Here is a 24,397-nt window from a genome sequence, read left to right as displayed (position 1 = left end):
ATTCAAAGGAATCGGGCATTCTAACGTTTCGCCGCCGGGATGCGATGACGTCGGACACAGAATCTTAAGCGTCCCTTACATTTAGATACATGTGCCCGGTCCATGGCAGCGAAAAGTCAGCCAGGGGCATCGCCGCACTGGCTGTCCGAGAATCAGCGCTGCATCGATTCCCACACTTTTTGCAGTCGCTTCACCGACATCGGCTGCGGCGTACGCAACTCTTGCGCGAACAGCGCGATGCGCAACTCCTCGAGCATCCATCGGAATTCGTCGAGCCGCGCATCGGTCGCGCCCCGGCCTTGCGCCCGGATCTGTTTCTCGGCGCGCTGCCATTGCTGTACCAGCGGCGACATTTCCTGAATGCGCTGGGCGTCGCGCGCCGGATCGCCTTTGAGCTTGTCCACGCGCATCGCCATTCCCTTGAGATAGCGCGGAAAGTGCACCAACTGGTTGTACGGCGTATCGATGACAAACGACTTGGTCATCAGCCGGCCCAGTTGGCCTTCCAGATCCTGATAGGCGGAGCCAAACGGCTTGGCCTGCAGCAGCTTGCGCGGCAGCGCCGCGTATTCGGCCAGGATCGTGCCGACCAGCCGCGCGATTTCCTGCGCCAGCAGCGACAGCCGTGCGCGTCCCTCTTCCTTGCGCGCGTTGAATTCGGCTTCGTTGCGCGGCAGCGGCGCCTGCAGACAGGCGCGCTCCAACGCCATCGAGACGATCTGGCTACGCAGCTCCTCCTGCGTGCCGAGCGTCATGTACTGCATCGACATCTGCTGCAGGTTGGGAATGTTCTTTTCGATGAACTTCACCTGCTCGCGCAACTGCAGCGCGAACAACCGGCGCAGCCCGGCATGGTGTACGCGGATGGCCTCCTGGGGATCGTCGAAGACCTCGACATCGCAATGGTCGCCATGGTCAACCAGCGCCGGGTAGCCGAACAGCGTCTGGTTGCCCTTGCGGATTTCCAGCAGTTCCGGCAGTTCGCCGAATGACCACGACGTGAGGTTCTCGTACTGGCCGGCCTCTGCGGCCGGCACATCGCGCGCGGCAATATTCTGGAACGACTGCTGCGCCAGCCCCCCGAATTCCGCGCGCAACTGGGCCAGATTGCGGCCCACATCAAGCTGGCGACCGTGTTCGTCGATCACCTTGAAATTCATGAAATGGTGCGCCGGCAGCGTTTCGAGCTTGAAATCGGCGCGCTTGATTATCGTGCCGGTTTGCTCGCGGATGTCCGCAATCAGCACGTCCAGCAATTCGCCTTCGCCAAACGGCCGGCGATCGACAAAACCCGCCGCGTAATCCGGCAACGGCACGCAATGGCGGCGCAGCTTCTGCGGCAGCGACTTCAGCAGCAGATGCACCTTCTCCTTGATCATGCCGGGCACCAGCCAGTCCGCACGCTCGGCGCGCACCTGATTGAGCGCGTACAGCGGCACCGTCAGCGTCACGCCATCGCGGTGGCTGCCGGGCTCGAAGTGGTACGACAAAGCCATGTCGATCCCCGCGATCGGCAGCACCTTCGGAAACAGGTCCGTGGTAATGCCGGCCGCCTCGTGGCGCATCAGCTCGTCGCGATTCAGGTAAAGCAGCTTGCGATCCTTGGCCGACTCGGCCTGATACCACTTCTCGAACGCCACCTGATTGTGGATGTCGGCCGGGATCGCCTTGTCGTAGAAGGCAAAGATCAATACGTCGTCCACCAGCACATCCTGCCGGCGCGCCTTGTGTTCGAGGTTCTCGATCTCGCGTACCAGCCGCTGGTTATGCGCAAAAAACGGCAACCGCGTGTCGAATTCACCCTCGACCAAGGCGCTGCGGATAAAGATCTCGCGCGCCTCCGACGGATTCATCGGACCGAAATGCACGCGTCGGTGCTGATAGATCGGCAAGCCGTACAGCGTGCCACGCTCCAGCGCCAGCACCTGACCGGCCTTCTTTTCCCAATGCGGATCGCTCCAGCTGACCTTGAGCAGATGCTTGCCAACCTGTTCGACCCATTCGGGCTCGATCCGCGCCAGCGTGCGCGCATACAGGCGGCTGGTCTCCACCAGTTCCGCGGCAATGATCCAGCGGCCGACCTTGCGAGCGATCAACGACCCCGGCCACAGATGGAACTTGATGCCGCGCGCGCCAAGATATTCGCGGCCCTTGCCATCGGCTTCGTCCAGCTTCAGTCCGACATTGCCCAGCAGCCCCGTCAGCAACGCCTTGTGCAGTTGTTCGAAGGTTGGTTCGCTGTCGTTCAGGCGCCAGCCCTGTTCGCTGACCGTCGTATGGAGTTGCGAATGCACGTCGCGCCATTCGCGCAGGCGCACATGCGACAGGAAATGACTGCGGCATTGTTCCTGCAATTGCCGATTGGTTTTCTTGTGCGCGACGGCGTCCTCGAACCACTTCCAGAGCTTCACCCAGCCCAGGAACTCCGATCTTTCGTCGACGAACTTGCGGTGCGCCTGATCCGCGGCCTCCTGGGCCTCCTGAGGACGGTCGCGCGGGTCCTGCACCGAAAGCGCGCTGGCGATGATCAGGACTTCGCGCAGGCAATGCTGGTCCTTTGCAGCCAGAATCATGCGCGCCACGCGCGGATCCAGCGGCAACTTGGCCAACTGGCGCCCCGTGCCGGTCAACTGATTGGCTTCGTCCAGCGCGCCAAGCTCCTGGAGCAACTGGTAGCCGTCGGCAATGGCACGGCCAAGCGGCGGCTCGATGAACGGGAACGCCTCGATATCGGTCAGCCGCAGCGCTTTCATGCGCAGGATCACCGCCGCCAGCGACGAGCGCAGGATTTCGGGATCGGTGAAGCGCGACCGGCCCGCAAAATCGCTTTCTTCGTAGAGCCGGATGCAGACGCCGTCGGCCACGCGGCCGCATCGGCCCGCGCGCTGGTTCGCGGCGGCCTGGGAAATCGACTCGATCTGCAGCTGCTCCACCTTGTTGCGGTAGGAGTAGCGCTTGACCCGCGCCAGGCCGGTATCGACCACATAGCGAATGCCGGGCACCGTCAGCGACGTCTCCGCCACGTTGGTGGCCAGCACGATGCGCCGGGCGTTCGACGGCTTGAACACGCGCTCCTGCTCCTGCACGGAGAGCCGCGCGAACAGCGGCAGGATCTCCGTGTGCGGCGGGTGGTGCTTGCGCAGTGCCTCGGCGGCCTCGCGAATCTCGCGCTCGCCGGGCAGGAACACCAGCACGTCGCCGGGTCCGAGCCGGCATAGCTCGTCCACGGCGTCGACGATGCCATCGTACAGGTCTCGCTCGCGCGCCTTGTCCGAACGCGGCGCGCCGTCGGCGGGCTGGTCTGCCTGGATCGGCCGATAACGGATTTCGACCGGATACAGCCGACCGCTGACCTCGATGACCGGCGCTGGCTTGCCGTCACGCGCGAAATGCTCGGCAAAGCGCTGCGCATCGATGGTCGCCGACGTGATGATCAGCTTGAGATCGGGACGCCTGGGCAGGATCTGGCGCAGGTATCCGATCAGGAAGTCGATATTGAGACTGCGTTCGTGCGCCTCGTCGATGATGATCGTGTCGTACGCGCGCAGCAGCGGATCGTTCTGGGTCTCGGCCAGCAGGATGCCGTCGGTCATCAGCTTGACCGACGCGCCCGCCGACATCGCGTCGTTGAACCGCACCTGATAGCCGACATGCTCGCCGATCGGCGTTCCCAGCTCCTGTGCGATCCGCTTGGCCGTGGAAGTCGCGGCGATCCGCCGCGGCTGGGTGTGACCGATCAGTCCTCCGCCCGGCTTGCCTTCGCGCGCCGGGCCGCGCCCGATGGACAGCGCGATCTTCGGCAACTGGGTGGTCTTGCCGGAGCCGGTCTCGCCCGAGACGATGACGACCTGATTGGCCAGCAACGCAGCGGCAATCTCGTCGCGCCGCGCCGACACCGGCAAGGCTTCCGGAAAGGTGATCTCCGGCAACGGATTGGCCAGACGCGCCGGCTGCGGCGGACGGGGCGGACGGCGCTCGGCGCCATCGCCGCGCGGCGGACGTTCGGCGCCTTCCTGACGGGCAGCCCGCGGGGGACGTGGCGCTTGCTCGGGGCGACCGCGACGCGGCTCGCCATCCGGGCGAGGCGCGTGCGGGGCGGCCTGCGGACCCAGCGGCGGCGCGCCCTTCGTTGCTGGTCTGGGCGGCCGTGCGCCGCCGCGCGCCTGACGCGGCGCGGCGTTCTGGTTGGCCTGGGAAGTTGCGGCCTCGGCAGGCGTGGCCGGGGCAGGTTTGGCGGGACGTTGTGCTGACATTGGGCGGGATTATAATCCGCCGCATGAATGCCAGAACCGACTCCCCCAAGCAGGACCCCGATCCTGCCGCCGCCCCGCTTACCGCTGAGGAAGCCGCCCCCGAAACGCTGCCTGCCGCCGCCCCCGTTACGCCCATCCCGTCGGCCCTAGCCGGCGTCGAGCTGGCCGAAGCGAGCGGCCCGGACCGTCAGCAATTCGTCGACTGGCTGCGCGCCGTCGCACCGTATATCCACACCTTCCGCGGCAAGACCTTTGTGATCGCGTTCAGCGGCGAACTGGTCAAGGCCGGCGTGCTCAATGCGCTGGTCAACGATGTGGCGCTGCTGCATGCCATGGGCATGAACGTCGTGCTGGTGTTCGGCTCGCGCCCGCAGGTGGAGGAGCAACTGGCGCTGCGCAACGTGCAGTCGCAATACGCCGACGGCATTCGCATCACCGACAACGCCGCGCTGGAATGCGCCAAGGAAGCCGCCGGCGAACTGCGCCTCGACATCGAAGCGGCGTTCAGCCAGGGCCTGCCCAACACGCCGATGGCGGGCGCCCAGCTTTCGGTCGTATCAGGCAATTTCATCACCGCCCGCCCGGTCGGTATCGTCAACGGCGTGGACTACCAGCACACGGGCCTGGTGCGCAAGATCGACGGCGATTCGATGCGCATGTCGCTTTCGCACGGCAAGGTGGTGCTGCTCTCGCCGCTCGGCTTTTCGCCGACGGGCCAGGCATTCAACCTGTCGATGGAAGACGTGGCCAGCGCCACGGCCAGCGCACTCAAGGCAGACAAGCTGATCTTCATCACCGAGGTGCCCGGCGTACCCGATCCGGTGGGCAAGCTGATGAAGGAAATGTCGCTGCGCACTGCGGTGGAACGTTTGCAGAACAATCATCTGCCGCCCGACGTGGCCTATTACCTGCAACATCTGGTCAAGGCCCTGAAAGGCGGCGTGCCGCGCGCCCACCTGATTCCGTTCCAGATGGACGGCTCGGTCCTGCTGGAGCTGTTCCTGCACGACGGCGTCGGGACGATGGTTTCCGACTCCGACCTCGAAAGCCTGCGCGAAGCCACTCTGGACGATGTTGGCGGGATCCTGCAGCTGATCGCGCCGCTCGAAGCCGATGGCACGCTGGTGCCGCGCGGCCGTCACCTGATCGAACGCGATATCGACAAGTTCTCGGTGATCGAGCACGACAACGTGTTGTTCGGCTGCGCCGCGCTCTATGAATTCCCGCGCGAAAACATGGGCGAAATGGCCTGTCTGACGGTGTCGGCCGAAGCGCAAGGGACCGGCGACGGCGAGCGCCTGCTCAAGCGCATCGAACGGCGCGCGCGCACGCTCGGTCTAGACCGGCTCTTCGTACTCACCACGCGTACCGAGCACTGGTTCCTGAAGCGCGGCTTCGTGCACGCATCCGTCGACGATCTGCCGGAAGACAAGCGAAAGCTCTACAACTGGCAGCGCAAATCGATGGTGCTGATGAAAAAGCTGTAATTCCCCGCAAAGACAACAGGCGCCGCAGGGGCATGGCCGGCTGGCGCCGCCCTGTCCTGCCAGCTTGGCTACAATAGCGGCCACACGAACAAGGAGTCCCTCATGGCCCGTACGGTCCATTGCGTCAAACTGAACAAGGAAGCCGAAGGTCTCGACTTCCCGCCGCTGCCCGGCGAACTCGGCAAGAAAATCTGGCAAAGCGTGTCGAAGGAAGCGTGGGCGGGCTGGCTCAAGCACCAGACCATGCTGATCAACGAAAACCGCCTGAACATGGCCGACGTCCGCGCGCGTCAGTATCTGCTCAAGCAGACCGAGAAGTATTTCTTCGGCGACGGCGCCGATCAGGCAGCCGGATACGTGCCGCCTCCGTCGGCCTGACCACCGCCGCACGTCCATCGAGGGTGCCGCCGGCACCCTTTTTGTTTTGCTCACCCCCTTGACCACCATCACGTCGCGGCCATGTCCCGCGGCGCCATCTGGTCGATGAGCGACCGTCACCGCCTCCGCGCAACGCAGTCCCCTCGCCGAATATCGCCCCGCCTATGCCGATGGAACTAGTTCCGCGGACCTAGGATATTTCCCAGCCGCCAGTACGGCCGGCGTATGTTCGCGCCCCAAGCCAACGCCTACTCTGGTCTTACTCTTCCAAGTGACTCCGGACTTCGGCCATGGCCACCGCAATCTCTCCCAGTCGCGTTGGCCTCGCCTTCGCAGATTTCCCCCGCTCACGACGCAAGGCCTTCGCTACCTGAACGGGATCAAGCACATACATCATGACCATTCAACATGTACTGAGCGCTGTGCTCAGCTACCCCGAACAATCGCTGATCGACAGCCTTCCCAACATTGACTGGACCCTGGCCGAATGGCCGCAGGCGCGCGACATGCTGGCGCCATTGACGGCGATGTTGCGAAACCAACCGCTGATCGCTCTGCAGGAAAACTACGTGGCCACGTTCGAGACGGATGCCGCCCACTCGCTGCATCTATTCGAGCATGTGCACAGCGAAAACCACGACCGAGGCCAGGCAAGGATGGATCTGCTCAAGAAATATCGTGGCGACGATTTCGAGCCGGCAGGCAACGAGTTGCCCGATCATGTCCCACTGTTCCTTGAATTTCTGGGCGCGCTGATCGTCGATGGCCAGGAAGAACGCGCCGAACAACTGCTTGGCGAAGCCATCGATGTGCTTGCAGCAATCGGGTATCGCCTTGAACGCAACGCAAGCCCATACGCCGCGGCCTTTACGGTGATGCGCACGTTGACCGACACCCAACCCGAGCCCCAGCGCGATCCGCCCGTGCGCGACATCGATGAAGGCGGGAAACGTTCGGCCCCAGCGCCAGCGGTGTCGAGCCACTGCTGACGGCGCGGCCATCTTCCCGTTCGAGCGTGTTGCGCGGTTCGGACGCGCGCAATACACGTTGAAACGGGACAGATGGCAGATGCTGTATTCGGACCGGGCAGACAGTTTTCTGCCACTGGTTTGTCCATTGCACCGACGGTCGGCGGCACCGGCTTGAGAGTATCGACGGCGTGGTGGCAGAAGCGCGGGCACTCGCTGCGCAAACATTTTTCAGGATGGTTTCATGACACAGCATTGGCTAAAACTGGCGCAACGACGGTTGCTCCCCATTGTGCAAGGCGGTATGGGAATCGGCATTTCTGCGCATCGACTTGCAGGCACCGTGGCGGCCAATCAGGGCATGGGCACGATCGCCAGCATTGATCTGCGGCATCACCATCCCGACCTGATGGCGCAAACTCGCGGCTCGCGTGACAAGGCGCAGATCGAGGCCGCCAATCGCGTGGCACTCGATCGCGAAATCCAGGCGGCTCGCAGGTTGTCAGATGGACGCGGGATGATTGCCGTAAACGTCATGAAGGCCGTCGGCTCGCACGCGCAACTCGTGCGGCAAGCATGCGAAAGCGGCGCCGATGCCATCGTGATGGGCGCGGGCTTGCCGCTCGATCTTCCGGATCTGGCCGCCGACCATCCAAATGTCGCATTGATTCCGATCCTCTCGGAATCGCGTGGCGTGGGGCTGGTATTGCGCCGCTGGATGAAGAAGGGGCGCCTGCCGGACGCCATCGTGATTGAGCACCCGGCGCATGCCGGCGGCCATCTGGGTGCCGCAACAATCGAGGATCTGGGCGACGCGAGGTTTTCGTTCGGACGCGTACTTGCAGAATGCCGCGAACTGTTCCACACGCTGGGGTTGGCATGGAACAGCATTCCCCTCATCCTGGCCGGCGGCATCAACACTCACGAGGATGTGAAGCATTGGCTCAATGAAGGGGCCGCCGCCGTCCAGTTGGGCACAGCATTCGCTGTGACTCAGGAAGGCGATGCGCATCCGGCATTCAAGCAGGTGCTTGCCACCGCCACATCGGAATCGCTGAAGGAGTTCACCAGCGTGGCTGGACTGCCAGCGCGCGCCGTCATGACGCCGTGGCTGTCGCGCTATCTTTCCAGCGAAAGCCGATTGCAGCGCCGCGCCAAACCTCGTGACTGCCTGGAGGGATTCGATTGCCTGCAGGCCTGTGGCTTGCGCGATGGCATTGCCAAGATCGGCCAATTCTGCATCGACCTCAAGCTGGCGCAGGCGGTGCGCGGCGACGTGGAACGAGGCCTGTTTTTCCGCGGCAAAGGCAAACTGCCGTTCGGCGACGCCATCCGCCCAGTAGCCGAACTGATGCACTATCTGATGACCGGCGAAAAACCGGCAGCACTGGCTGCGCCGCCCGCCGCGACGGCCTAGCCCTTCACACCCAAGCCGTCCTTGGAACGCCGCCGGGCAACTGGCAACTGATCGCGCCGTTTATTGAGCCAGCGCAGATCGTTGGTGGGCTGGCTCGCGCAGAATCGCTCACGATACTGTGCCCGCCCCCTTGCGCCAGTCCCTTCCATGCCAAGCCCCAACAACCGCCCCGCATCGCGCGATCCAGCACCAAACGCGCAGCTTCCGCTACCTGACACTGGCCACGTTCAAAAACCCGTCCGGATGACGCCGCTGCGCCATCGACTGCCCAGGCGCATCATCCTGCTGTCATTGGCCTCGGTGCTGGCGGTGCTGACGATGATCGCAGGCACCCGTTATCTTCCCTGGAAGCTGGAAGGCGCCGGCGCGGCCATCGCATGCATGGGCACGATGACCGTACTGCACCTCTGGATCGTCCGTCAGCATCTCGCCGCACGCGTGACGCACAAGACTGCCGAACTGGCGCGCCAGAACCGCGACCTGGAATCGCTTTACGACATGGCGGCCTTCCTCAACCACGCTAACGAGACCAGTGCGTTGGCGCGCGGCTTCCTTGAACGAGTGATGCAGCGGTTCGGGGCCGACGGCGGCACGGTGCGCATGTTCGAAGCACAGCACGGCATGCTGCACCGGGTGGCGTCGATCGGACTCTCCTCCGCTTTGGCGGAGCATGAACGTTGCGGGAACGTCGACGCGTGCCACTGCGGGCACGCCACGCGCAGCGGCGTCGTGTCCATCACGGACCTGCGGGCCGTTTTTCCATCATCGGACGACGCGTCTCCGTGCGGACAGGAAGGATTCCTGTCGATGGCAGCGTTCCGTCTCGATACGCAACGCGGCCCCGTCGGCACCTTCACACTGCACTTCCGCGCGCCACGTGAGCTGTCCGCGTCCGACCGGCAACTTCTGAAAACTATGGCGCAACATCTGGCCACGTCGCTCGAACATGTGCGGCGGTCCGCAAGCGCACGCCAGCTGGCGGTGATGGAAGAACGCAATCTCGTCGCCCAGGGACTGCACGACAGCATCGCCCAGGGACTGAATTTTCTGAACCTGCAGGTGCAATTGCTGGACGCCGCCGTCGAACTAGGCAACGCCGATGAAGTGCGCGAAATCGTTCCGATGCTGCGGCATGGCGTCGAGGAAAGTTATCAGGACGTGCGCGAACTGCTGCATAACTTCCGGTCACGCCTGACCACGGGCGATATGCGGCCTGCCGTCGAGGAAACCGTCTCGCGCTTTCGCCGGCAATGCCGCACCGAACCGACGCTGACAATCGATGACCGGGGACTCCCGCTACCGCCCGAACAACAACTGCAAGTGCTGTTCATTCTGCAGGAGGCCCTGTCGAATGTGCGCAAGCACGCCATGGCGGAAACCGTACGGATCGTCATGCAGAACGGCACCCTGTTCCGGCTCGTCGTGCAGGACGACGGCGACGGCTTTGAACCGACGCGGCTTGGTGCGACAAACACCGGCCACGTGGGTCTGCACATCATGCAGGAGCGCGCGGCGCGCTTGGGCGCAACGCTGGCGATCGACGCCTCGCCCGGCCAGGGCACGCGAATCGAGCTGATTCTGCTCCGCAGCGACTTTGCGCCGCCGCATCACCATGCCGCCTGGCCGGCGCCGCAACGCGCCGCTATGCCCGAGGTCGCTGCGTCATGACCATCCGAGTTCTGCTGGTCGATGACCATACACTGTTCCGCTCGGGAATTCGTGCCCTGCTGCAGCGACAGTCGGATATCGAGATCGTCGACGAAGCGGCGGACGGCGTGGAAGGCCTCAAGCGCGCCAAGCAGCACCGGCCCGATGTGATTCTGCTCGATCTGAACATGCCCGGATTGTCGGGACTAGACACGCTGCAACTGATGGTCGAAGACTTGCCCGACTGCGCGGTAATCATCCTTACGGTGTCAGAGCAGGCCGAGGAATTGGCCGCGGCATTGCGCGGCGGCGCGCGCGGTTATCTGCTCAAGAATATCGAGACGGAAGCGTTGACGAGCGCGATCCGGCGCGCAAACGCAGGTGAACCGGTGATTTCGGAAAGCATGACGTCGAAGCTCGTGCAGCAGTTTCGCGCACAAAAGACATCGCCTGCGCCATCACGCGGCGCGGAGGCCGCACGGCTCACCACGCGGGAGCGCGAGATCGTTCATGGACTGGTGCGCGGAGACAGCAATAAGGAGATCGCGCGCCGCCTGGGCGTAGCGGAAAGCACGGTCAAGATTCACGTGCAGAACATTCTCAAGAAGCTGAAGCTGGCCAGTCGCGTTCAGGTGGCGGTCTATGCGGTCGAGCACGGACTCGCCACCAGCTAGACAGAGCGGCGGGGCCACTAGCCGCTCTGCCCGCGTGATCAGTAGTCGGTGCGCTGGACGCCCTGCTCCGTGCCCAGCAACAGGACATTGGCCCCGCGCAATGCAAAAAGTCCCACCGTGACGACGCCGGGCAACTGGTTGATCCGTTGCTCAAGATCCCGGGGATTTTCGATTTTCAATCCGGCCACATCCAGAATCACATTGCCGTTATCGGTCTTGTAGATGCTGCCTTCCTTGGTCATGCGCAGTCGCGGCTGGCCGCCCAGCGCTGCCAACCGTCGCGCGACAGCGGCGCGTGCCATCGGGATCACCTCGACGGGCAGCGGGAATGCGCCCATCGTGGGCACTAGCTTGCTGCCATCGGCGATGCAAACGAAACGATCCGCCACCGACGCGACGATTTTCTCGCGCGTGAGCGCTCCGCCGCCGCCCTTGATCATCGCGCCCGACGCGTCGATCTCGTCGGCGCCGTCAACATAGACGGGGATGCTGTCAACTTCGTTGAGATCGAGCACCGTGAAACCGTGCTGCTGCAGTCGGCGTGTGGACGCTTCCGAACTGGACACCGCGCCGGAAAAACGTTCCTTGAACGCCGCGACGGCGTCGATGAAAAGATTGGCGGTGGAGCCCGTGCCCACGCCAAGAACGGCACCTTGGGGCACTTCCTGCTTCACGTAGTCGGCGGCGGCTTGCGCGACCAGCGCCTTGAGTTCATCCTGAGTCATGACAACAGCCAGATTGCGTTGGGGGAATCGCGTAGTGTAACGGATTGGCGTGACCCGAGAAGATTGGCGCCCATGGCTTGCTGTCACGGGACGCCCCGTTACAATGCCCTTTCCCGAAGCAATCTCCTTGACCCGTCTCTTTGCACAATTCCCTGAACGGAAGCAGATCATGAATGCGCTCGAACAACTCAAGCAGTTCACGACGGTCGTGGCCGATACCGGCGACTTCCAGTTGATGAAGCAATACACGCCGCAGGACGCGACCACCAATCCGTCGCTGATCCTGAAGGCGGTGCAGAAGTCCGAGTACCGGCCGCTGCTGGAACAGGCCACGCGCGACCATCACGGCAGCGCCGGCATCGACGCGGTGATGGACCAGCTTCTGATTGCGTTCGGCTGCGAAATCCTTTCGATCGTCCCGGGCCGGGTCTCGACCGAAGTCGATGCGCGGCTGTCGTTCGACACACAGGCCACCGTCGACAAGGCTCGCCATCTGATCGGTCTGTACGAACAGCGCGGCATCGCAAGGGAACGCGTACTGATCAAGATCGCTTCGACGTGGGAAGGCATCAAGGCCGCCGAAATCCTCCAGCGCGAAAACATCCGATGCAACATGACGTTGCTGTTCTCGTTGGTTCAGGCAGTGGCCTGCGCTGAAGCCGGCGCGCAGCTGATCTCGCCGTTTGTCGGCCGCATTCTGGACTGGCACAAGAAGCAGGCCGGCGACAAATGGGATGCCGACGCCAATACAGGTGAAAACGACCCGGGCGTGCGCTCGGTGCGCCAGATTTACGACTACTACAAGAAATTCGGTTACGCGACCGAGGTAATGGGAGCGAGCTTCCGCGGCACGGGGCAAATTCTGTCGCTGGCGGGCTGCGATCTGCTGACCATCAGCCCGGAACTGCTCGAACAACTGGCGGCCAGCAATGCCACCGTCGAGCGCAAGCTTTCGGTGGAGCAAGCGCAAGCGGGCAATATCGCCCGCATTGCCGCCGACGAAGCCGCATTTCGCTGGCAATTGAACGAAGACGCCATGGCGACGGAAAAACTCTCGGAGGGAATTCGCCTGTTTGCGGCGGACGCGGTAAAACTCGAAAAACTGGTCGCGGAACTGGCGGCCTGACGGTCGGGCTGGCTGCCCGCGCTCGGGCTCGGGCTCGCAGGCGGGCCGGCCGTTTCCGTGTTCGGAATTGGCCGGTCTTAGCAGCTCACACGCTCTGTTGTGGCCAAAGCAGCGGCAGGCATTCGCCCGCGGCGGCCCGCAGCACCAGGTCCGCGGTGTCATCGAGTGCGGACGGTTGCGGATTGACGACGATCACGCGCGCCCCGTGCTCCTTTGCCAGCCCTGGCAATGCGGCGGCCGGATAGACCAAGCCCGAGGTCCCCACCACCAGGCACAGATCGCAGTGTTGCGCCGCATGATCGGCCCGAAAGCGCGCCACACGTGGGAGATCTTCGCCAAACCAGACCACGCCCGGACGCATCATCGCGCCACACAGGGCGCAATGCGGCGGTTCGCCCGGAACAGGCGGCACGGTATCGCAACGGCCGCAGCCATCCAGCCATTTGTTGGCGAACAAGTTGCCGTGCAACTCCACCACATGCTCGCTGCCCGCCTGCTGATGCAAGCCATCGATGTTCTGCGTGACCAGCGTCACAGACTTGCGCCTTGCCAACTCCGCCAGCGCGTAGTGGGCAGGATTCGGCTTTGCTGCGGCCACCAGCTCGCGTCGGTGCTGATACCACTGCCAGACGAGTGCGGGTTGTCGACGGTAGGCCTCTTCGGTCGCCAGCTCTTCGGGATCGAAGCGCGCCCAGAGGCCCGTCAGCGCATCGCGGAATGTCGGAACGCCCGACTCGGCCGAAATCCCGGCCCCGGTCAGGACGAAGATGTTCTGCGCGGCGTGCACCCAGGCGCGCGCCGCTTCCAGATCGGCCGCGTCCACGACCATCGTCAGCGGGGAAGACGGCGCTGACGCACCGCTTCGTAAAGACACACACCGCTTGCGACGGACACGTTGAGGCTTTCCACCCCACCGGCCATCGGAATCGACACGAGATCATCACAGGTTTCGCGCGTGAGGCGACGCATGCCCTCGCCTTCCGCACCCATTACGATCGCGGTCGGTCCCTTCAGATCCACGTCGTACAGCGCCTTGTCGGTGCCGTCGGCAGTGCCGATCACCCAGATGCCGCGTTCCTGCAATTCGCGCAGGGTGCGGGCGAGATTGGTGACGGTGATGTACGGCACAGTCTCGGCTGCGCCGCTGGCAACCTTCGCAACGGTCGCGTTAAGGCCGACGCTACGATCCTTTGGCGCGATCACCGCATGGGCGCCAGCGCCATCGGCAACGCGCAGGCATGCGCCGAGGTTGTGCGGATCGGTGACACCATCGAGCACCAGCAGCAGCGGCGTCCCTTCGATGCCATCGAGCAGTTCGTCGAGATTCAGCGCGAGCGACACGTCGTCGGCGCGTGCCACCACGCCCTGATGGCGGTCGGTGCCGGCCATGCCGCGCAGGCGCTCGGCATCGACCGGATGCAGGGTTACGCCAAGACTTTCCGCCAGGCGGATGAAATCCTGCATGCGCCGGTCGCGGCGATTTGCTTCGACGTAGATATCGGACACGCTCTTTGCGTTTTGACGCAGGCGTGCATTGACGGCATGAAAGCCGATCAGAAGTTTGTGTTTGGCCATGGCGGGCATTGTACCCGCCATGGCGACACTCAATCGCGCGATGTTCGCCTAGCGCTTGCGTGCAGGGCGCACGCTCTTACCCGCCGGCTTGGCGGTACGCTTGGTCGCGGACTTCTTTTCCGTCTTCAGATGCGCCGGCTTTGGCTTGGCTGCATGCCGCGCAGGCTTGCCGGTCGGCGATTTCTTGGCCGCGCGGCCATGCGACGCATGACCGACATGCGTCTCGCGTGGCTTGAGCGGTGTAATGACCGCTTCAAACACCGGCTGCTCTTCGATCACCCGATCGAGCGTCTCGTCGAACGATTCCTCGGGCTTCGACGTTCCGCCCAGCAACGCTGCCAGTTGCCGGCCCTTCTTGCGCGCAGGCACCGCGTGCGCCGCAGGTACCCGCGGCTGCTCGGGTGCACCGGCGCGCCCCCGCAGCGTCTTGGCCGAAGGTTCCTGGACAAGGCGGAAATCGATCTTGCGCGCGTCGAGGTCGACGCGCGAGACCTGCACGCGCACCCGGTCGGTCAAGCGGTAGCGAATGCCGGTGCGTTCGCCGCGCAACTCGTTGCGGGCTTCGTCGTATTGGAAATAGTCGCTGCCGAGCTCGGTCACATGAACCAGACCTTCGACGTAAAGTTCATCCAATTGCACGAAGATGCCGAACGATGTCACCGCGCTGACCGTGCCGGCGTAGTCGCTGCCAAGCTTGTCGCGCATGAAGTAGCACTTCAGCCAAGCTTCCACATCGCGCGACGCCTCGTCGGCGCGCCGTTCGTTGGCGGAACAATGCAGGCCCAGTTCATCCCAGATGCCTTCGTTGCGCTTGGCGCGCGCGGCCGCATTCTCGGCGCGGCGCTCGGCATCGGCGGCCTGCATGCGGCGCGCTTTCGGCGAAACCTGCGTATTCAGCTCGGTGCCCGGGATAAAGGCCGGCTGATACTTGGTATGTGCAAGAATCGCCTTGATCGACCGATGGACCAGCAGATCGGGATAACGGCGAATCGGGCTCGTAAAGTGGGCGTAAGCCTCATACGCCAAGCCGAAGTGGCCGATGTTGTCGGGGCTGTAGACGGCCTGTTGCATCGACCGCAGCAGCATCGTCTGCAACATCGGCGCATCGGGACGCGACTTGATCTTGTCCATCACTTCGGCGTAATCCGAGGCCTGTGGCTTGTCGCCGCCGCCCAGCGTGAGCCCCGCGGTCTTCAGGAACTCGCGCAGGTTCTTGAGCTTTTCTTCGCTTGGGCCAGCATGGACCCGGTACAGCGCCGGATGCTTGAAGCGTTCGAGGAAATCGGCCGCGCAAACGTTGGCCGTCAACATGCATTCCTCGATCAGTCGGTGCGCGTCGTTGCGCGTGCGCGGCAGGATCTGCTCGATCTTGCCCTGCGCGTTGCAAACGATATAGGTCTCGGTGGTATCGAAGTCGATGGCACCGCGCGCGCGCCGCGCCTTGAGCAAGACCTGGAACAGCTCGTACAGGTTTTGCAGATGCGGCACCAGTTCCGCACGCTTGTGCGCCTCCGGCCCCTTGGTGTTCGACAGCACCGACCAGACCTCGTTGTAGGTCAGTCGCGCCGACGAATGCATCACGGCTGGGTAGAACTGATAACCCTTGAGTTCGCCCTTCGCGGTAATCACTGCATCGCACACCATGCAAAGCCGATCCACATGCGGATTCAGCGAGCACAGGCCGTTCGACAATTTCTCCGGCAGCATCGGAATCACGCGGCGCGGGAAGTAGACCGACGTAGCCCGGTCGAGCGCATCGGCGTCCAGCGGCGTGCCCGGGCGCACGTAATGCGACACGTCGGCAATCGCTACGATCAGACGCCATCCTTTCGCGCGCCCGATCTTGACCGGTTCGCAATAGACGGCATCGTCGAAGTCGCGGGCGTCTTCGCCGTCGATCGTCACCAGCGGAATATCGCGCAGGTCGATGCGATGATCGAGATCGGCCTGCCGGACCTCGTCGGGAAGCGCCTGAGCCTCCTTGAGTGCGGCGGGCGAAAACTGGTGCGGCACGCCGTACTTGCGCACGGCAATCTCGATCTCCATGCCGGGATCGTCGATGTCGCCGAGCACCTCGACCACGCGGCCCACCGGCTGCACGTAGCGATCGGGCCATTCCATCAGCTCGACGCTGACGACCTGCCCGACCTGGGCCTTGCCCTGCGCCTTGGGCGGAATCAGGATGTCCTGCCCGATACGCTTGTCTTCAGGCGCCACCACGAGCACGCCGTTTTCGGACAGCAGTCGGCCAATCACGAAACGATTTGCGCGCTCGACGATTTCGACGATCTGACCTTCGGGACGGCCGCGGCGGTCATAACCCACCACGCGCACCTGCGCGCGGTCGTTATGCATCGCCTTCTGCAGTTCGCGCTCGGGCAGGAAGATATCGTCCTCGCCGTCATCGCGAATCAGGAAGCCGAAGCCGTCGCGGTGGCCTTGCACACGGCCAACCACGAAATTCGGCTGATGCGCCAATTCGTATCGGCCCTTGCGATTCAATTCGATCTGGCCGTCGCGCTCCATTGCGGCGAGCCGTTTCTGGAAACCGTCGTGCTCCTTGCGCGTGACGGCCAAGGCCTTGGCGATATCGCCGGCCGACTGGGGTGACCCCGAGGTTCTCAGTACGCCAAGGATTTCTTCCCGGCTAGGGATCGGATAGTTGTTCTGATTCAATTTTTCTCGAAACTATTTGACAAACGTTTTACGGTCGCTATAATGGCCGCTTCGGTTGTTTCGACACCTGCCCAGGTGGCGGAATTGGTAGACGCACTAGGTTCAGGTCCTAGCGGTGGCAACACTGTGGAGGTTCGAGTCCTCTCCTGGGCACCAAGATTCAGCAAGGAACCCGCAACACACGTTGCGGGTTTTTTGCTTTTGCGCTGCTGAATCCTTCAAATCCTTTTCCTCTCATTTCCGTTGACTCGCTACCGGCCTAAGCCGCCGTTGAGTGTATCAGCTTCAGTGTCGATTCCGGCATTATCTCGCCATCTACGCAACAGCGATTGCGAAAAATACCCTGCCGCGCCCGCCCAAATTGCGGTTGACGTTATCGCGATATGTAACTACCATGGTTTCACATTAAGATTTCCGCATGACTACCAGCAGCCGATTCGCCGTCGCCGTCCATATCCTCACCCTGCTCGCCCAGTCGGACGAGCCCGTGCCGTCGTCGATGATTGCCGGCAGCGTGGGCACTAATCCCGCCCTGATCCGCCGGCTGATCGGCGTACTAACCGAAGCGGGTTTCGTCACCACGACGATGGGCAGCACCGGCGGCGCAGTGCTGGCTCGACCGGCGTCGGCGATCACGCTGCTCGACGTTTTTCGGGCCACCGAGACAACCGCGTTGATTACGCTGCACCAGAGCGCCCCAAATCCCGCCTGCATGGTGGGCCGCGAAATTACTGGAGCACTGCAAACGGTGGCGACTCGTGCTCAGGCAGCAATGGACGCCTCTCTTGCGGCAATCACGATCGCAGGCATGCTCGATGAAGTCGAACAGGCCGCCAGGCGCCGCAAGCGCTGATTTTTTTAACCGGATATGTAACCACTACGGTTTCATATCGTTCAACCAAAAGGAAAGACCATGAAAATCGCCATCATTGGTGCAACAGGTAATGTGGGCACCCGTTTGACCGACGAAGCCCTGCGCCGGGGCCACCACGTTCTGGCGCTCGCGCGGCACGCATCGTCGCTGCCACAGCGCGAGGGCGTCACCGCGCACGATGTCGATGTGAGCGATGCGGCTGCGCTCGCGAATGCGTTGCGCGGCAACGATGTTGTGATCAGTTCGGTGCGCTTCCTGCAGACGACGGCGGCGCAGATCACGCAAGCGGTCAAAGCCGCCGGCATCAAGCGCCTGCTGGTAGTGGGCGGCGCTGGTAGCCTTTATGTCGCGCCCGGCGTGCAACTGGTCGACACGCCGAATTTTCCTGATGCGTACAAGGCAGAAGCATCGGCCGGCCGAGATTTTCTCAATGCGCTGCACGGTGAAGACCAACTGGAATGGACCTTCTTGTCGCCGTCAGCGCTATTTGCGCCAGGCGAACGCACCGGAAAATTCCGCCTCGGCAAGGACGATCTACTGACCGCAGCCGACGGAAAGAGCTGGATTTCGATGGAAGATTATTCCATCGCAATGCTCGACGAAATCGAGCGACCGACGCACGTGCGGCAGCGATTTACCGTCGGCTACTGAAACCACGCTGAAATCGGCCGAAATCACCGATAAAGCTTCGCCCATTTGATCGCACGACCGAAAAAGGCGAAGCCTCAGCTCAGCGCTTATGCGGCCGAGTCGTCTTCGAGCAAGCTGGCGCGCTTGCCGCGCTTGAGCCACGCAGCGAGGTTATGCGGACGAAGCGTGTCGTATTCCTCGAACGGCTGGTGAATCCACGGATTCGACGGCAGGAACGTCACGTGGTAATCGGGCTCCACCTTCGAGCACGCCTTGTACCAGAGCACCGCCGAGCGAACTTCCGTCACCGCGGGATAGCGCTCCTGCAAATGCCGCCCCACGCGCTCGAGCGTGACGCCGGAATCGACCAGATCGTCGACCAGCAGGATCTTGCCGGACAACTCGCCGCGCGTCATCGTGATGTACTGCGCGATATCGAGATCGCCCTGTTGCGTACCTGCGGCTTCGCGATACGAACTAGTGGCCAGAATGGCCAGCGGCACATCAAAAATGCGCGACATCTGATCGCCCACGCGCAGGCCACCGCGTGCCAGGCACAGAATCTTGTCGAACTTCCAGCCCGACTCGTGCACGTTCAGCGCAAGGCGGGCAATCAGGCGGTGGTATTCGTCCCACGAGACCCAAAGGTTCTCGTCGTCATTAATTGGCAGGTTCATGGCGTCTTTTGTTCTATTCGGCTGCAGCAGCGGCCGTTTGATAAAGCATCGGCCCGCATGTCGCGGGCCGAATGGCTTTCGTGAGGCTGCGACGCTCTTGGCGCCGCAGTCAAACTCACTTTGCAGTACCAAGTAAATCAGGCAACCAGGTACGGGTGGCGCAGCAGAATCGTTTCGTCGCGATCCGGACCCGTCGAGATCATGTCGATCGGAATGCCAACCACTTCCTCGATGCGCTTCAGGTACACGCGCGCGGCTTCCGGCAGCGCATCCCAGGTCTTCACGCCAAACGTCGACTCGTTCCAGCCCGGGAATTCCTCGTACACCGGCTTGCATGCCGCGACGGCATCGGAGCCACGCGGCAGGATGTCGACGCGCTTGCCGTCGAGCTCGTAGCCGACGCACAGGTTGATCGTTTCCAGGCCATCGAGCACGTCGAGCTTGGTCATGCACAGACCCGACACGCCGTTGATTTGCACAGAGCGCTTCAGGGCTGCGGCATCGAGCCAGCCGGTGCGGCGCGGGCGTCCGGTTACCGAACCGAATTCCTTGCCAACATTGGCCAGACGCACGCCAACGGCGTCCTGGCGGGCAGGATTGTCGTTGTCGTACAGCTCGCTCGGGAACGGGCCCGCGCCAACGCGCGTGCAGTACGCCTTGGTAATGCCAAGGATGTAGTTCAGGCGGCCCGGGCCGACGCCGGCGCCTGCGGTAGCCGCACCAGCGACGCAATTGCTGGACGTGACGAACGGATACGTACCGTGGTCCACGTCGAGCAGCGTGCCTTGCGCACCTTCGAACATCAGGTTGCCGCCCGCTGCATTCACGGCATACAGCTCCGCGGAGACGTCGGCCACCATGGGCTTCAGACGCGGCGCGTAGGCCAGCATTTCGTCGAGGATCTGCTGATAGTCGACCGCTTCGGCGCCCAGGTACTGGGTCAGCATGAAGTTATGGAACTCGACGTTTTCGCGCAGGCGCTCGGCGAAGTGTTCGGGGTTGAACAGGTCCTGCACGCGCAGCGCGCGGCGAGCCACCTTGTCTTCATAGGCGGGGCCGATGCCGCGGCCGGTCGTGCCGATCTTGGCGGCGCCGCGACGCGCTTCGCGCGCCTTGTCGATGGCCACGTGATACGGCAGGATCAGCGTCGTTGCTTCGGAAATGCGCAGACGGTTCTGCACCTGCAGGCCTGCCGACTCGAGTTCCTCGATTTCACGGAACAGGGCTTCAGGCGAGAGCACCACGCCGTTGCCGATATAGCAGACCGTGCCTTCGCGCATGATGCCCGACGGGATCAGGCGCAGGATGGTCTTCTTGCCGCCGATGATGAGCGTGTGGCCAGCGTTGTGGCCGCCCTGGAACCGCACCACGCCCTTAGCATGATCGGTAAGCCAATCGACGATTTTCCCTTTGCCTTCGTCACCCCACTGGGTTCCGATCACGACGACATTGCGTCCCTGGCTTACTGCGGATGCGGACATGTTGAATTGGTCAGAAGGTTAAAAACGTATTCTACTCTCGTTGCCGGACGGTTCCCGGTTTCGGGCAGCCGTATGAGAGACGTTTGTCGCCGGTTTTGGGCGATCAAAGGCCCCGACGGGCATCGAACGTCATCCGAGAGCACGGAAAGACGAGCCGGCACGAACGGTCGGCCCGCAGCGAAATCAGCGCGGCACCACCACCCACGCGCCGCCCTGGCGCACCAGTTGCCGGTCGCAATTAAACTCGTCGAGTTCGTGCGTATGGCCCGGCAACGACTGGATGACGATTTCGCCGGCGTCGCGCAGCGCAGCAATGGCGCCGCGCAGCGCGGGATCGGCATCCCACGGGGCGAAAACCGCCAGCGCGCGGACTTCCACGGGCGACAGCGCGGCAACTTCGCGCAGGTCCAGCGAAAAGCCCGTCGCCGGGCGCGCACGGCCAAACGCTTCGCCTACCTTGTCGTAACGGCCGCCACGGGCGACGTAGTTGGGTAGGCCCGAAACATAGGCGGTAAACATCACGCCACTGTGATAGTGGTAACCGCGCAAATCGGCAAGATCGAGATTCACGCTCGCGCCTCGCACCTGACCGGCCAGCGCGGCCAGTTCGTCGAGGGCCCGGCCGATCGCCGGGCTGGCGGGCAACGTGGCGCGTGCGCGCTCGATCACCTCCAGGCCGCCGTAAAGCGTGGGCAACGCCAGCAATGCATCGCGCTCGGTTGCGGGCAGATCCCGGGTCAGCTCGCGCAGCGCAGGGACATCCTTGGTCTCCAGCGCGGAGAACATCGCGTCCTCGATTTCGCGCACGGACGGCAGCGCCGCCAGCAGTGCTTCGAGAATGCCCGCGTGACACAGATCGAGCCGGATATCGGCAAGCCCTGCCGCCTGTAGCGCAGCCAGCATCAGTTCCTGGATCTCGACGTCAGCTTCAAGCCCCGCGTGGCCATAGATTTCAGCGCCGATCTGGATCGGCTCACGCGTGGCGTGGAAGCCCGCGGGACGCGCATGCAGCACATTTCCGGCATAACAGAGGCGCGTCACACCCGGACGGTTCAGCAAATGGGCGTCGATACGCGCTACTTGCGGCGTGATATCGGCGCGCAGGCCCATGGTCCGACCCGACAGTTGGTCGACCAGCTTGAGCGTGCGCAGATCGAGATCGTGGCCGGTGCCGGTGAGCAGCGACTCCAGGTACTCGAGCATGGGCGGCATGACCAGCTCATAGCCATAGGTCCGGAACAGATCCAGCATGCGGCGGCGCAACTCTTCGATTTTGCGCGCTTCCGACGGCAGGACGTCGGCGATATTTTCAGGCAGGAGCCAGCGGTTGGACATGTAAGTCTCTTCTATCAAAAACACGGCCGGTAAGGCGTTGGCGCCTCCAGCCGGACAAAACCCCGGGCGGACCGGGGTTTTGTCGAATGTTGCGTTTTAGGGCGCATGCACGCCCGGCGCGCGGCCTACCGGCTACTTCTTGCCGCCCGCAGCGGCTGGCGCGGCGTTACCGCCGGACGAGCGCATATAGCGGAAGAAGTCCGAGTTCGGCTCCAGGACCATCACGTTGCCCTTGTCGCGGAACGTGTTGCGGTAAGCCTCCATGCTGCGCCAGAACTGCGCGAAGCTGGGATCCCTGCCGAACGCGTCGGCATAGAGCTGAGATGCCTTGGCATCGCCCTCGCCCTTGACGATCTGCGCATCGCGATAGGCCTCGGCCAGGACGACTTCGCGCTGGCGATCGGCATCGGCGCGGATTTTCTCACCTTCCGCTGCGCCCGTCGAACGCAATTCGTTGGCGACGCGCTTGCGCTCGGCCTCCATGCGGCGATAGACCGACTCGCTGATCGCCGGCAGCAGGTCCACGCGCTTCAGGCGCACATCGAGGATTTCCACCCCGACGGACTGTGCGTATTCGGCCATCCCGGCGCGGATATTCTGCATGACCTTCTCGCGCTCGCCGGCCACCACATCGGCCACCGTGCGCTTGCCGAATTCTTCACGCGCCACGGAGTCGATACGCTGCGTCATGCGGTCTTGGGCGCCCCGCACGTTGCCGGCGAACGCCACGAAGAACTTGCGCGGATCGGTGATGCGCCATTTGACGAACCAATCCACGACCATCGATTTCTTCTCGGCGGTCAGGAAGCGCTCGCTGGCGGCAACGTCGATGGTCTGCAGGCGGCGGTCCATGAACACCACATTCTGCAGCGGCGGCGGCAGCTTGAAATGCAGGCCTGGTTCGCGCACCACCTGCTTGATTTCGCCAAATGCGAAAACCACGGCGTATTGGCGCTGATCGACGACGAAAAGCATCGACGAGACAACCGCCAGCAGGATAAACAGGCCAATCGCGAAGGAAATCAGTCGGTTCATGACGGCTCTCCTTAGCGAACGTCGCGGTCGCGGTTGCGCATGGCTTCACGCGACCGGATATCCTGCGAACCCACGTCCGGCACAGCCGGTGCGTTCGTACCTGGCGCCGGGGCCGGCGTCGTGGCCGACGACGACTGCACCTGCGACATCAGCTTGTCCAGCGGCAGGTACAGCAGGTTGTTGCCCGATTTGGCATCGACAAGAATCTTGTTCGAATTGCTGTAGATCTGCTGCATGGTCTCCAGATAGATTCGGTCGCGCGTCACTTGAGGCGCCTTTGCATACTCGGTTTGCACGGAACGGAAACGTGCCGCATCACCCTCGGCTTGCGCCACAACGCGCGCGCGATAGGCCTCGGACTCTTCCTTGAGCCGCGCCGCTGTACCCTTGGCGCGCGGCAGGATGTCGTTCGCGTAGGCCTGGCCTTCGCTGATCGCTCGCTCGCGATCCTGGCTTGCCTTGTTCACGTCGTCGAATGCCGCCTGAACCTGCTCGGGCGGCTGCACGCTCTGCACGTTCACCGAAATCACGCGGATGCCGGTCTTGTAGGCCGACAGGATCGACTGGATCGACTTGGCCAGGCCCTGCGCGATCTGTTCGCGGTTTTCGTAGAGCACCGAATCCATGCGGTTGCGGCCGACGATCTCACGCACCGATGTCTCCGCGGCCTGGGTCACGAGTTCTTCGTCGCCACCGCGATCGGTCTTGTTGAAGAACAGATATTCGGTGGCGTCCTGGATGTCGTACTGCACGGTAAAGCGGACGTCGATGATGTTCTCGTCCTGCGTCAGCATCGACGAATCTTTCAGGTTGCTGTCCTTGATCGACGTGGCGCGTCCCACTTCCACAGAACGCACGGCCGACAGGTTCACGACCTCGGCCGACTGGATCGGCCATGGCGCCCGCCAGTTGATCCCGGGGCCGGTGGTGTACTTGAACTTGCCAAACTGCAGAATCACGGCTGTCTGGCCTTCCTGGACCATGAAGAAACCGCTGGCGAGCCAGATGCCGACAACTGCGGCAACAATCACGCCGATGCCGATGTTTGATCCCTTGCCGGCGGGGCGCTGGCCGTTGCCGAAACCCTGGCCGCCTCCGCCATTGTCCTTGCGCCCGAGCAGGCCGCTCAAACGGCGATTGAAATCGCGCCAGAGCTCGTCAAGGTCGGGCGGACCGTCTTGCGGGCGCTGGTTCTGCTGGCGACCCTTGTCTTTATCTTCATCATCCTGTCCGTTACGGCCCCAACGAGGATCGTTCAACGAGAAGATGGCGCGCAGGCGGGGCCAGCGCGCAAACCGCGGGGCGCGGTTGCCTGGCACGATATGCGAGTCAGGATTCCGGGGGAACAGGGACATGAAGAGCACGGGTCCGGGAAAGTTTGGAACAGGGGGATTCTAGCAGCCATCTTGATCACTTTTGCTCAAAATCCCCTAATCAGA

Annotated in this window: 18 protein-coding genes, 1 tRNA gene and 1 pseudogene; 10 read left to right on the top strand and 10 right to left on the bottom strand. The window is 63.1% G+C overall.

Going from position 1 to position 24,397, the window contains the following annotated elements:
* Positions 1-152: 152 nt before the first annotated feature.
* Positions 153-4,253 carry an ATP-dependent RNA helicase HrpA gene (gene hrpA, locus AC1RKI_RS18045; protein WP_492795087.1) on the bottom strand — a complete coding sequence of 1,367 codons (4,101 nt, stop codon included), beginning with the start codon at positions 4,251-4,253 and terminating at the stop codon, positions 153-155.
* Positions 4,254-4,276: 23 nt separating this feature from the next.
* On the opposite strand from hrpA, the gene argA reads away from it, so the two are divergent.
* The 6 genes and pseudogenes from argA to AC1RKI_RS18015 all read left to right on the top strand — a co-directional run bounded on the left by argA (position 4,277) and on the right by AC1RKI_RS18015 (position 10,824).
* The gene (gene argA / locus AC1RKI_RS18040) at positions 4,277-5,740 is read left to right on the top strand and encodes an amino-acid N-acetyltransferase (RefSeq protein ID WP_150982709.1); all 1,464 of its coding nucleotides are present in this window, start codon (positions 4,277-4,279) and stop codon (positions 5,738-5,740) included.
* A 102-nt stretch (positions 5,741-5,842) separates the two neighbouring features.
* Complete coding sequence (locus tag AC1RKI_RS18035; protein ID WP_061959127.1) at positions 5,843-6,118, top strand: oxidative damage protection protein; 276 nt, start codon at positions 5,843-5,845, stop codon at positions 6,116-6,118.
* A 395-nt stretch (positions 6,119-6,513) separates the two neighbouring features.
* Positions 6,514-7,169: pseudogene (gene narJ, locus AC1RKI_RS18030) on the top strand (nitrate reductase molybdenum cofactor assembly chaperone).
* A gap of 161 nt (positions 7,170-7,330) precedes the next feature.
* Complete coding sequence (locus AC1RKI_RS18025) at positions 7,331-8,503, top strand: NAD(P)H-dependent flavin oxidoreductase (protein ID WP_150982707.1); 1,173 nt, start codon at positions 7,331-7,333, stop codon at positions 8,501-8,503.
* Between the two features lie 243 nt (positions 8,504-8,746).
* Positions 8,747-10,171: a GAF domain-containing sensor histidine kinase gene (locus tag AC1RKI_RS18020; RefSeq protein ID WP_492795085.1), complete on the top strand. Its 1,425-nt coding sequence runs from the start codon at positions 8,747-8,749 to the stop codon at positions 10,169-10,171.
* Positions 10,168-10,824, top strand: coding sequence for a response regulator (locus AC1RKI_RS18015; RefSeq protein ID WP_492795083.1), 657 nt, complete (start codon positions 10,168-10,170; stop codon positions 10,822-10,824). The genes AC1RKI_RS18020 and AC1RKI_RS18015 overlap by 4 nt, the downstream gene beginning before the upstream one ends.
* 38 nt (positions 10,825-10,862) lie before the next feature.
* Here the strand turns inward: AC1RKI_RS18015 and rpiA are convergent, their stop codons facing one another.
* Complete coding sequence (rpiA, locus tag AC1RKI_RS18010) at positions 10,863-11,549, bottom strand: ribose-5-phosphate isomerase RpiA (RefSeq protein WP_061959131.1); 687 nt, start codon at positions 11,547-11,549, stop codon at positions 10,863-10,865.
* A gap of 169 nt (positions 11,550-11,718) precedes the next feature.
* On the opposite strand from rpiA, the gene tal reads away from it, so the two are divergent.
* Positions 11,719-12,675, top strand: a complete 957-nt coding sequence (gene tal / locus AC1RKI_RS18005; RefSeq protein WP_490714689.1) for a transaldolase — start codon at positions 11,719-11,721, stop codon at positions 12,673-12,675.
* A gap of 85 nt (positions 12,676-12,760) precedes the next feature.
* On the opposite strand, the gene AC1RKI_RS18000 is transcribed toward tal, so the two are convergent.
* Genes AC1RKI_RS18000 through rnr form a run of 3 tightly spaced genes read right to left on the bottom strand, consistent with a single transcriptional unit; the run spans position 12,761 to position 16,926 of the window.
* Positions 12,761-13,504, bottom strand: coding sequence for an SIR2 family NAD-dependent protein deacylase (locus AC1RKI_RS18000; protein WP_490714699.1), 744 nt, complete (start codon positions 13,502-13,504; stop codon positions 12,761-12,763).
* A 2-nt stretch (positions 13,505-13,506) separates the two neighbouring features.
* Positions 13,507-14,250: a 23S rRNA (guanosine(2251)-2'-O)-methyltransferase RlmB gene (gene rlmB, locus AC1RKI_RS17995; protein WP_061959154.1), complete on the bottom strand. Its 744-nt coding sequence runs from the start codon at positions 14,248-14,250 to the stop codon at positions 13,507-13,509.
* A 48-nt stretch (positions 14,251-14,298) separates the two neighbouring features.
* Positions 14,299-16,926, bottom strand: coding sequence for a ribonuclease R (gene rnr, locus AC1RKI_RS17990; protein ID WP_492795081.1), 2,628 nt, complete (start codon positions 16,924-16,926; stop codon positions 14,299-14,301).
* 69 nt (positions 16,927-16,995) lie between these two features.
* On the opposite strand from rnr, the gene AC1RKI_RS17985 reads away from it, so the two are divergent.
* The 3 genes from AC1RKI_RS17985 to AC1RKI_RS17975 all read left to right on the top strand — a co-directional run bounded on the left by AC1RKI_RS17985 (position 16,996) and on the right by AC1RKI_RS17975 (position 18,451).
* Positions 16,996-17,082 (top strand) — tRNA-Leu (locus tag AC1RKI_RS17985).
* 262 nt (positions 17,083-17,344) lie between these two features.
* Positions 17,345-17,779, top strand: coding sequence for an Rrf2 family transcriptional regulator (locus AC1RKI_RS17980; protein ID WP_150982699.1), 435 nt, complete (start codon positions 17,345-17,347; stop codon positions 17,777-17,779).
* A 60-nt stretch (positions 17,780-17,839) separates the two neighbouring features.
* Positions 17,840-18,451, top strand: a complete 612-nt coding sequence (locus tag AC1RKI_RS17975) for an NAD(P)-dependent oxidoreductase (RefSeq protein WP_150982697.1) — start codon at positions 17,840-17,842, stop codon at positions 18,449-18,451.
* 86 nt (positions 18,452-18,537) lie between these two features.
* On the opposite strand, the gene AC1RKI_RS17970 is transcribed toward AC1RKI_RS17975, so the two are convergent.
* The 5 genes from AC1RKI_RS17970 to hflK form a co-directional block, all read right to left on the bottom strand.
* Positions 18,538-19,107 carry a phosphoribosyltransferase gene (locus AC1RKI_RS17970; protein ID WP_061959136.1) on the bottom strand — a complete coding sequence of 190 codons (570 nt, stop codon included), beginning with the start codon at positions 19,105-19,107 and terminating at the stop codon, positions 18,538-18,540.
* A gap of 137 nt (positions 19,108-19,244) precedes the next feature.
* Positions 19,245-20,588 (bottom strand): adenylosuccinate synthase, encoded by a 1,344-nt coding sequence (locus AC1RKI_RS17965; RefSeq protein WP_061959137.1) that lies wholly within the window; start codon positions 20,586-20,588, stop codon positions 19,245-19,247.
* Between the two features lie 183 nt (positions 20,589-20,771).
* The gene (locus tag AC1RKI_RS17960; RefSeq protein WP_492795078.1) at positions 20,772-21,923 is read right to left on the bottom strand and encodes an ATP phosphoribosyltransferase regulatory subunit; all 1,152 of its coding nucleotides are present in this window, start codon (positions 21,921-21,923) and stop codon (positions 20,772-20,774) included.
* Between the two features lie 132 nt (positions 21,924-22,055).
* Positions 22,056-22,958 (bottom strand): protease modulator HflC, encoded by a 903-nt coding sequence (gene hflC / locus AC1RKI_RS17955; RefSeq protein ID WP_061959139.1) that lies wholly within the window; start codon positions 22,956-22,958, stop codon positions 22,056-22,058.
* 11 nt (positions 22,959-22,969) lie between these two features.
* Complete coding sequence (gene hflK, locus AC1RKI_RS17950; protein ID WP_061959140.1) at positions 22,970-24,313, bottom strand: FtsH protease activity modulator HflK; 1,344 nt, start codon at positions 24,311-24,313, stop codon at positions 22,970-22,972.
* Positions 24,314-24,397 lie beyond the last annotated feature (84 nt).

It is taken from the genome of Cupriavidus sp. GW822-FHT06G04, assembly GCF_058799075.1.
This window is presented reverse-complemented; position numbering and strand designations above follow the sequence as displayed.

Coding starts and splice junctions, on each gene's coding strand:
- AC1RKI_RS17980 (WP_150982699.1), top strand. CDS start 17,345: ATGACTACCAGCAGCCGATTCGCCGTCGCCGTCCATATCCTCACCCTG.
- AC1RKI_RS18015 (WP_492795083.1), top strand. CDS start 10,168: ATGACCATCCGAGTTCTGCTGGTCGATGACCATACACTGTTCCGCTCG.
- AC1RKI_RS18020 (WP_492795085.1), top strand. CDS start 8,747: ATGACGCCGCTGCGCCATCGACTGCCCAGGCGCATCATCCTGCTGTCA.
- AC1RKI_RS17960 (WP_492795078.1), bottom strand. CDS start 21,923: ATGTCCAACCGCTGGCTCCTGCCTGAAAATATCGCCGACGTCCTGCCG.
- AC1RKI_RS18000 (WP_490714699.1), bottom strand. CDS start 13,504: ATGGTCGTGGACGCGGCCGATCTGGAAGCGGCGCGCGCCTGGGTGCAC.
- rlmB (WP_061959154.1), bottom strand. CDS start 14,250: ATGGCCAAACACAAACTTCTGATCGGCTTTCATGCCGTCAATGCACGC.
- AC1RKI_RS17965 (WP_061959137.1), bottom strand. CDS start 20,588: ATGTCCGCATCCGCAGTAAGCCAGGGACGCAATGTCGTCGTGATCGGA.
- AC1RKI_RS18035 (WP_061959127.1), top strand. CDS start 5,843: ATGGCCCGTACGGTCCATTGCGTCAAACTGAACAAGGAAGCCGAAGGT.
- AC1RKI_RS17970 (WP_061959136.1), bottom strand. CDS start 19,107: ATGAACCTGCCAATTAATGACGACGAGAACCTTTGGGTCTCGTGGGAC.
- hflC (WP_061959139.1), bottom strand. CDS start 22,958: ATGAACCGACTGATTTCCTTCGCGATTGGCCTGTTTATCCTGCTGGCG.
- argA (WP_150982709.1), top strand. CDS start 4,277: ATGAATGCCAGAACCGACTCCCCCAAGCAGGACCCCGATCCTGCCGCC.
- hrpA (WP_492795087.1), bottom strand. CDS start 4,253: ATGTCAGCACAACGTCCCGCCAAACCTGCCCCGGCCACGCCTGCCGAG.
- hflK (WP_061959140.1), bottom strand. CDS start 24,313: ATGTCCCTGTTCCCCCGGAATCCTGACTCGCATATCGTGCCAGGCAAC.
- tal (WP_490714689.1), top strand. CDS start 11,719: ATGAATGCGCTCGAACAACTCAAGCAGTTCACGACGGTCGTGGCCGAT.
- AC1RKI_RS17975 (WP_150982697.1), top strand. CDS start 17,840: ATGAAAATCGCCATCATTGGTGCAACAGGTAATGTGGGCACCCGTTTG.
- rpiA (WP_061959131.1), bottom strand. CDS start 11,549: ATGACTCAGGATGAACTCAAGGCGCTGGTCGCGCAAGCCGCCGCCGAC.
- AC1RKI_RS18025 (WP_150982707.1), top strand. CDS start 7,331: ATGACACAGCATTGGCTAAAACTGGCGCAACGACGGTTGCTCCCCATT.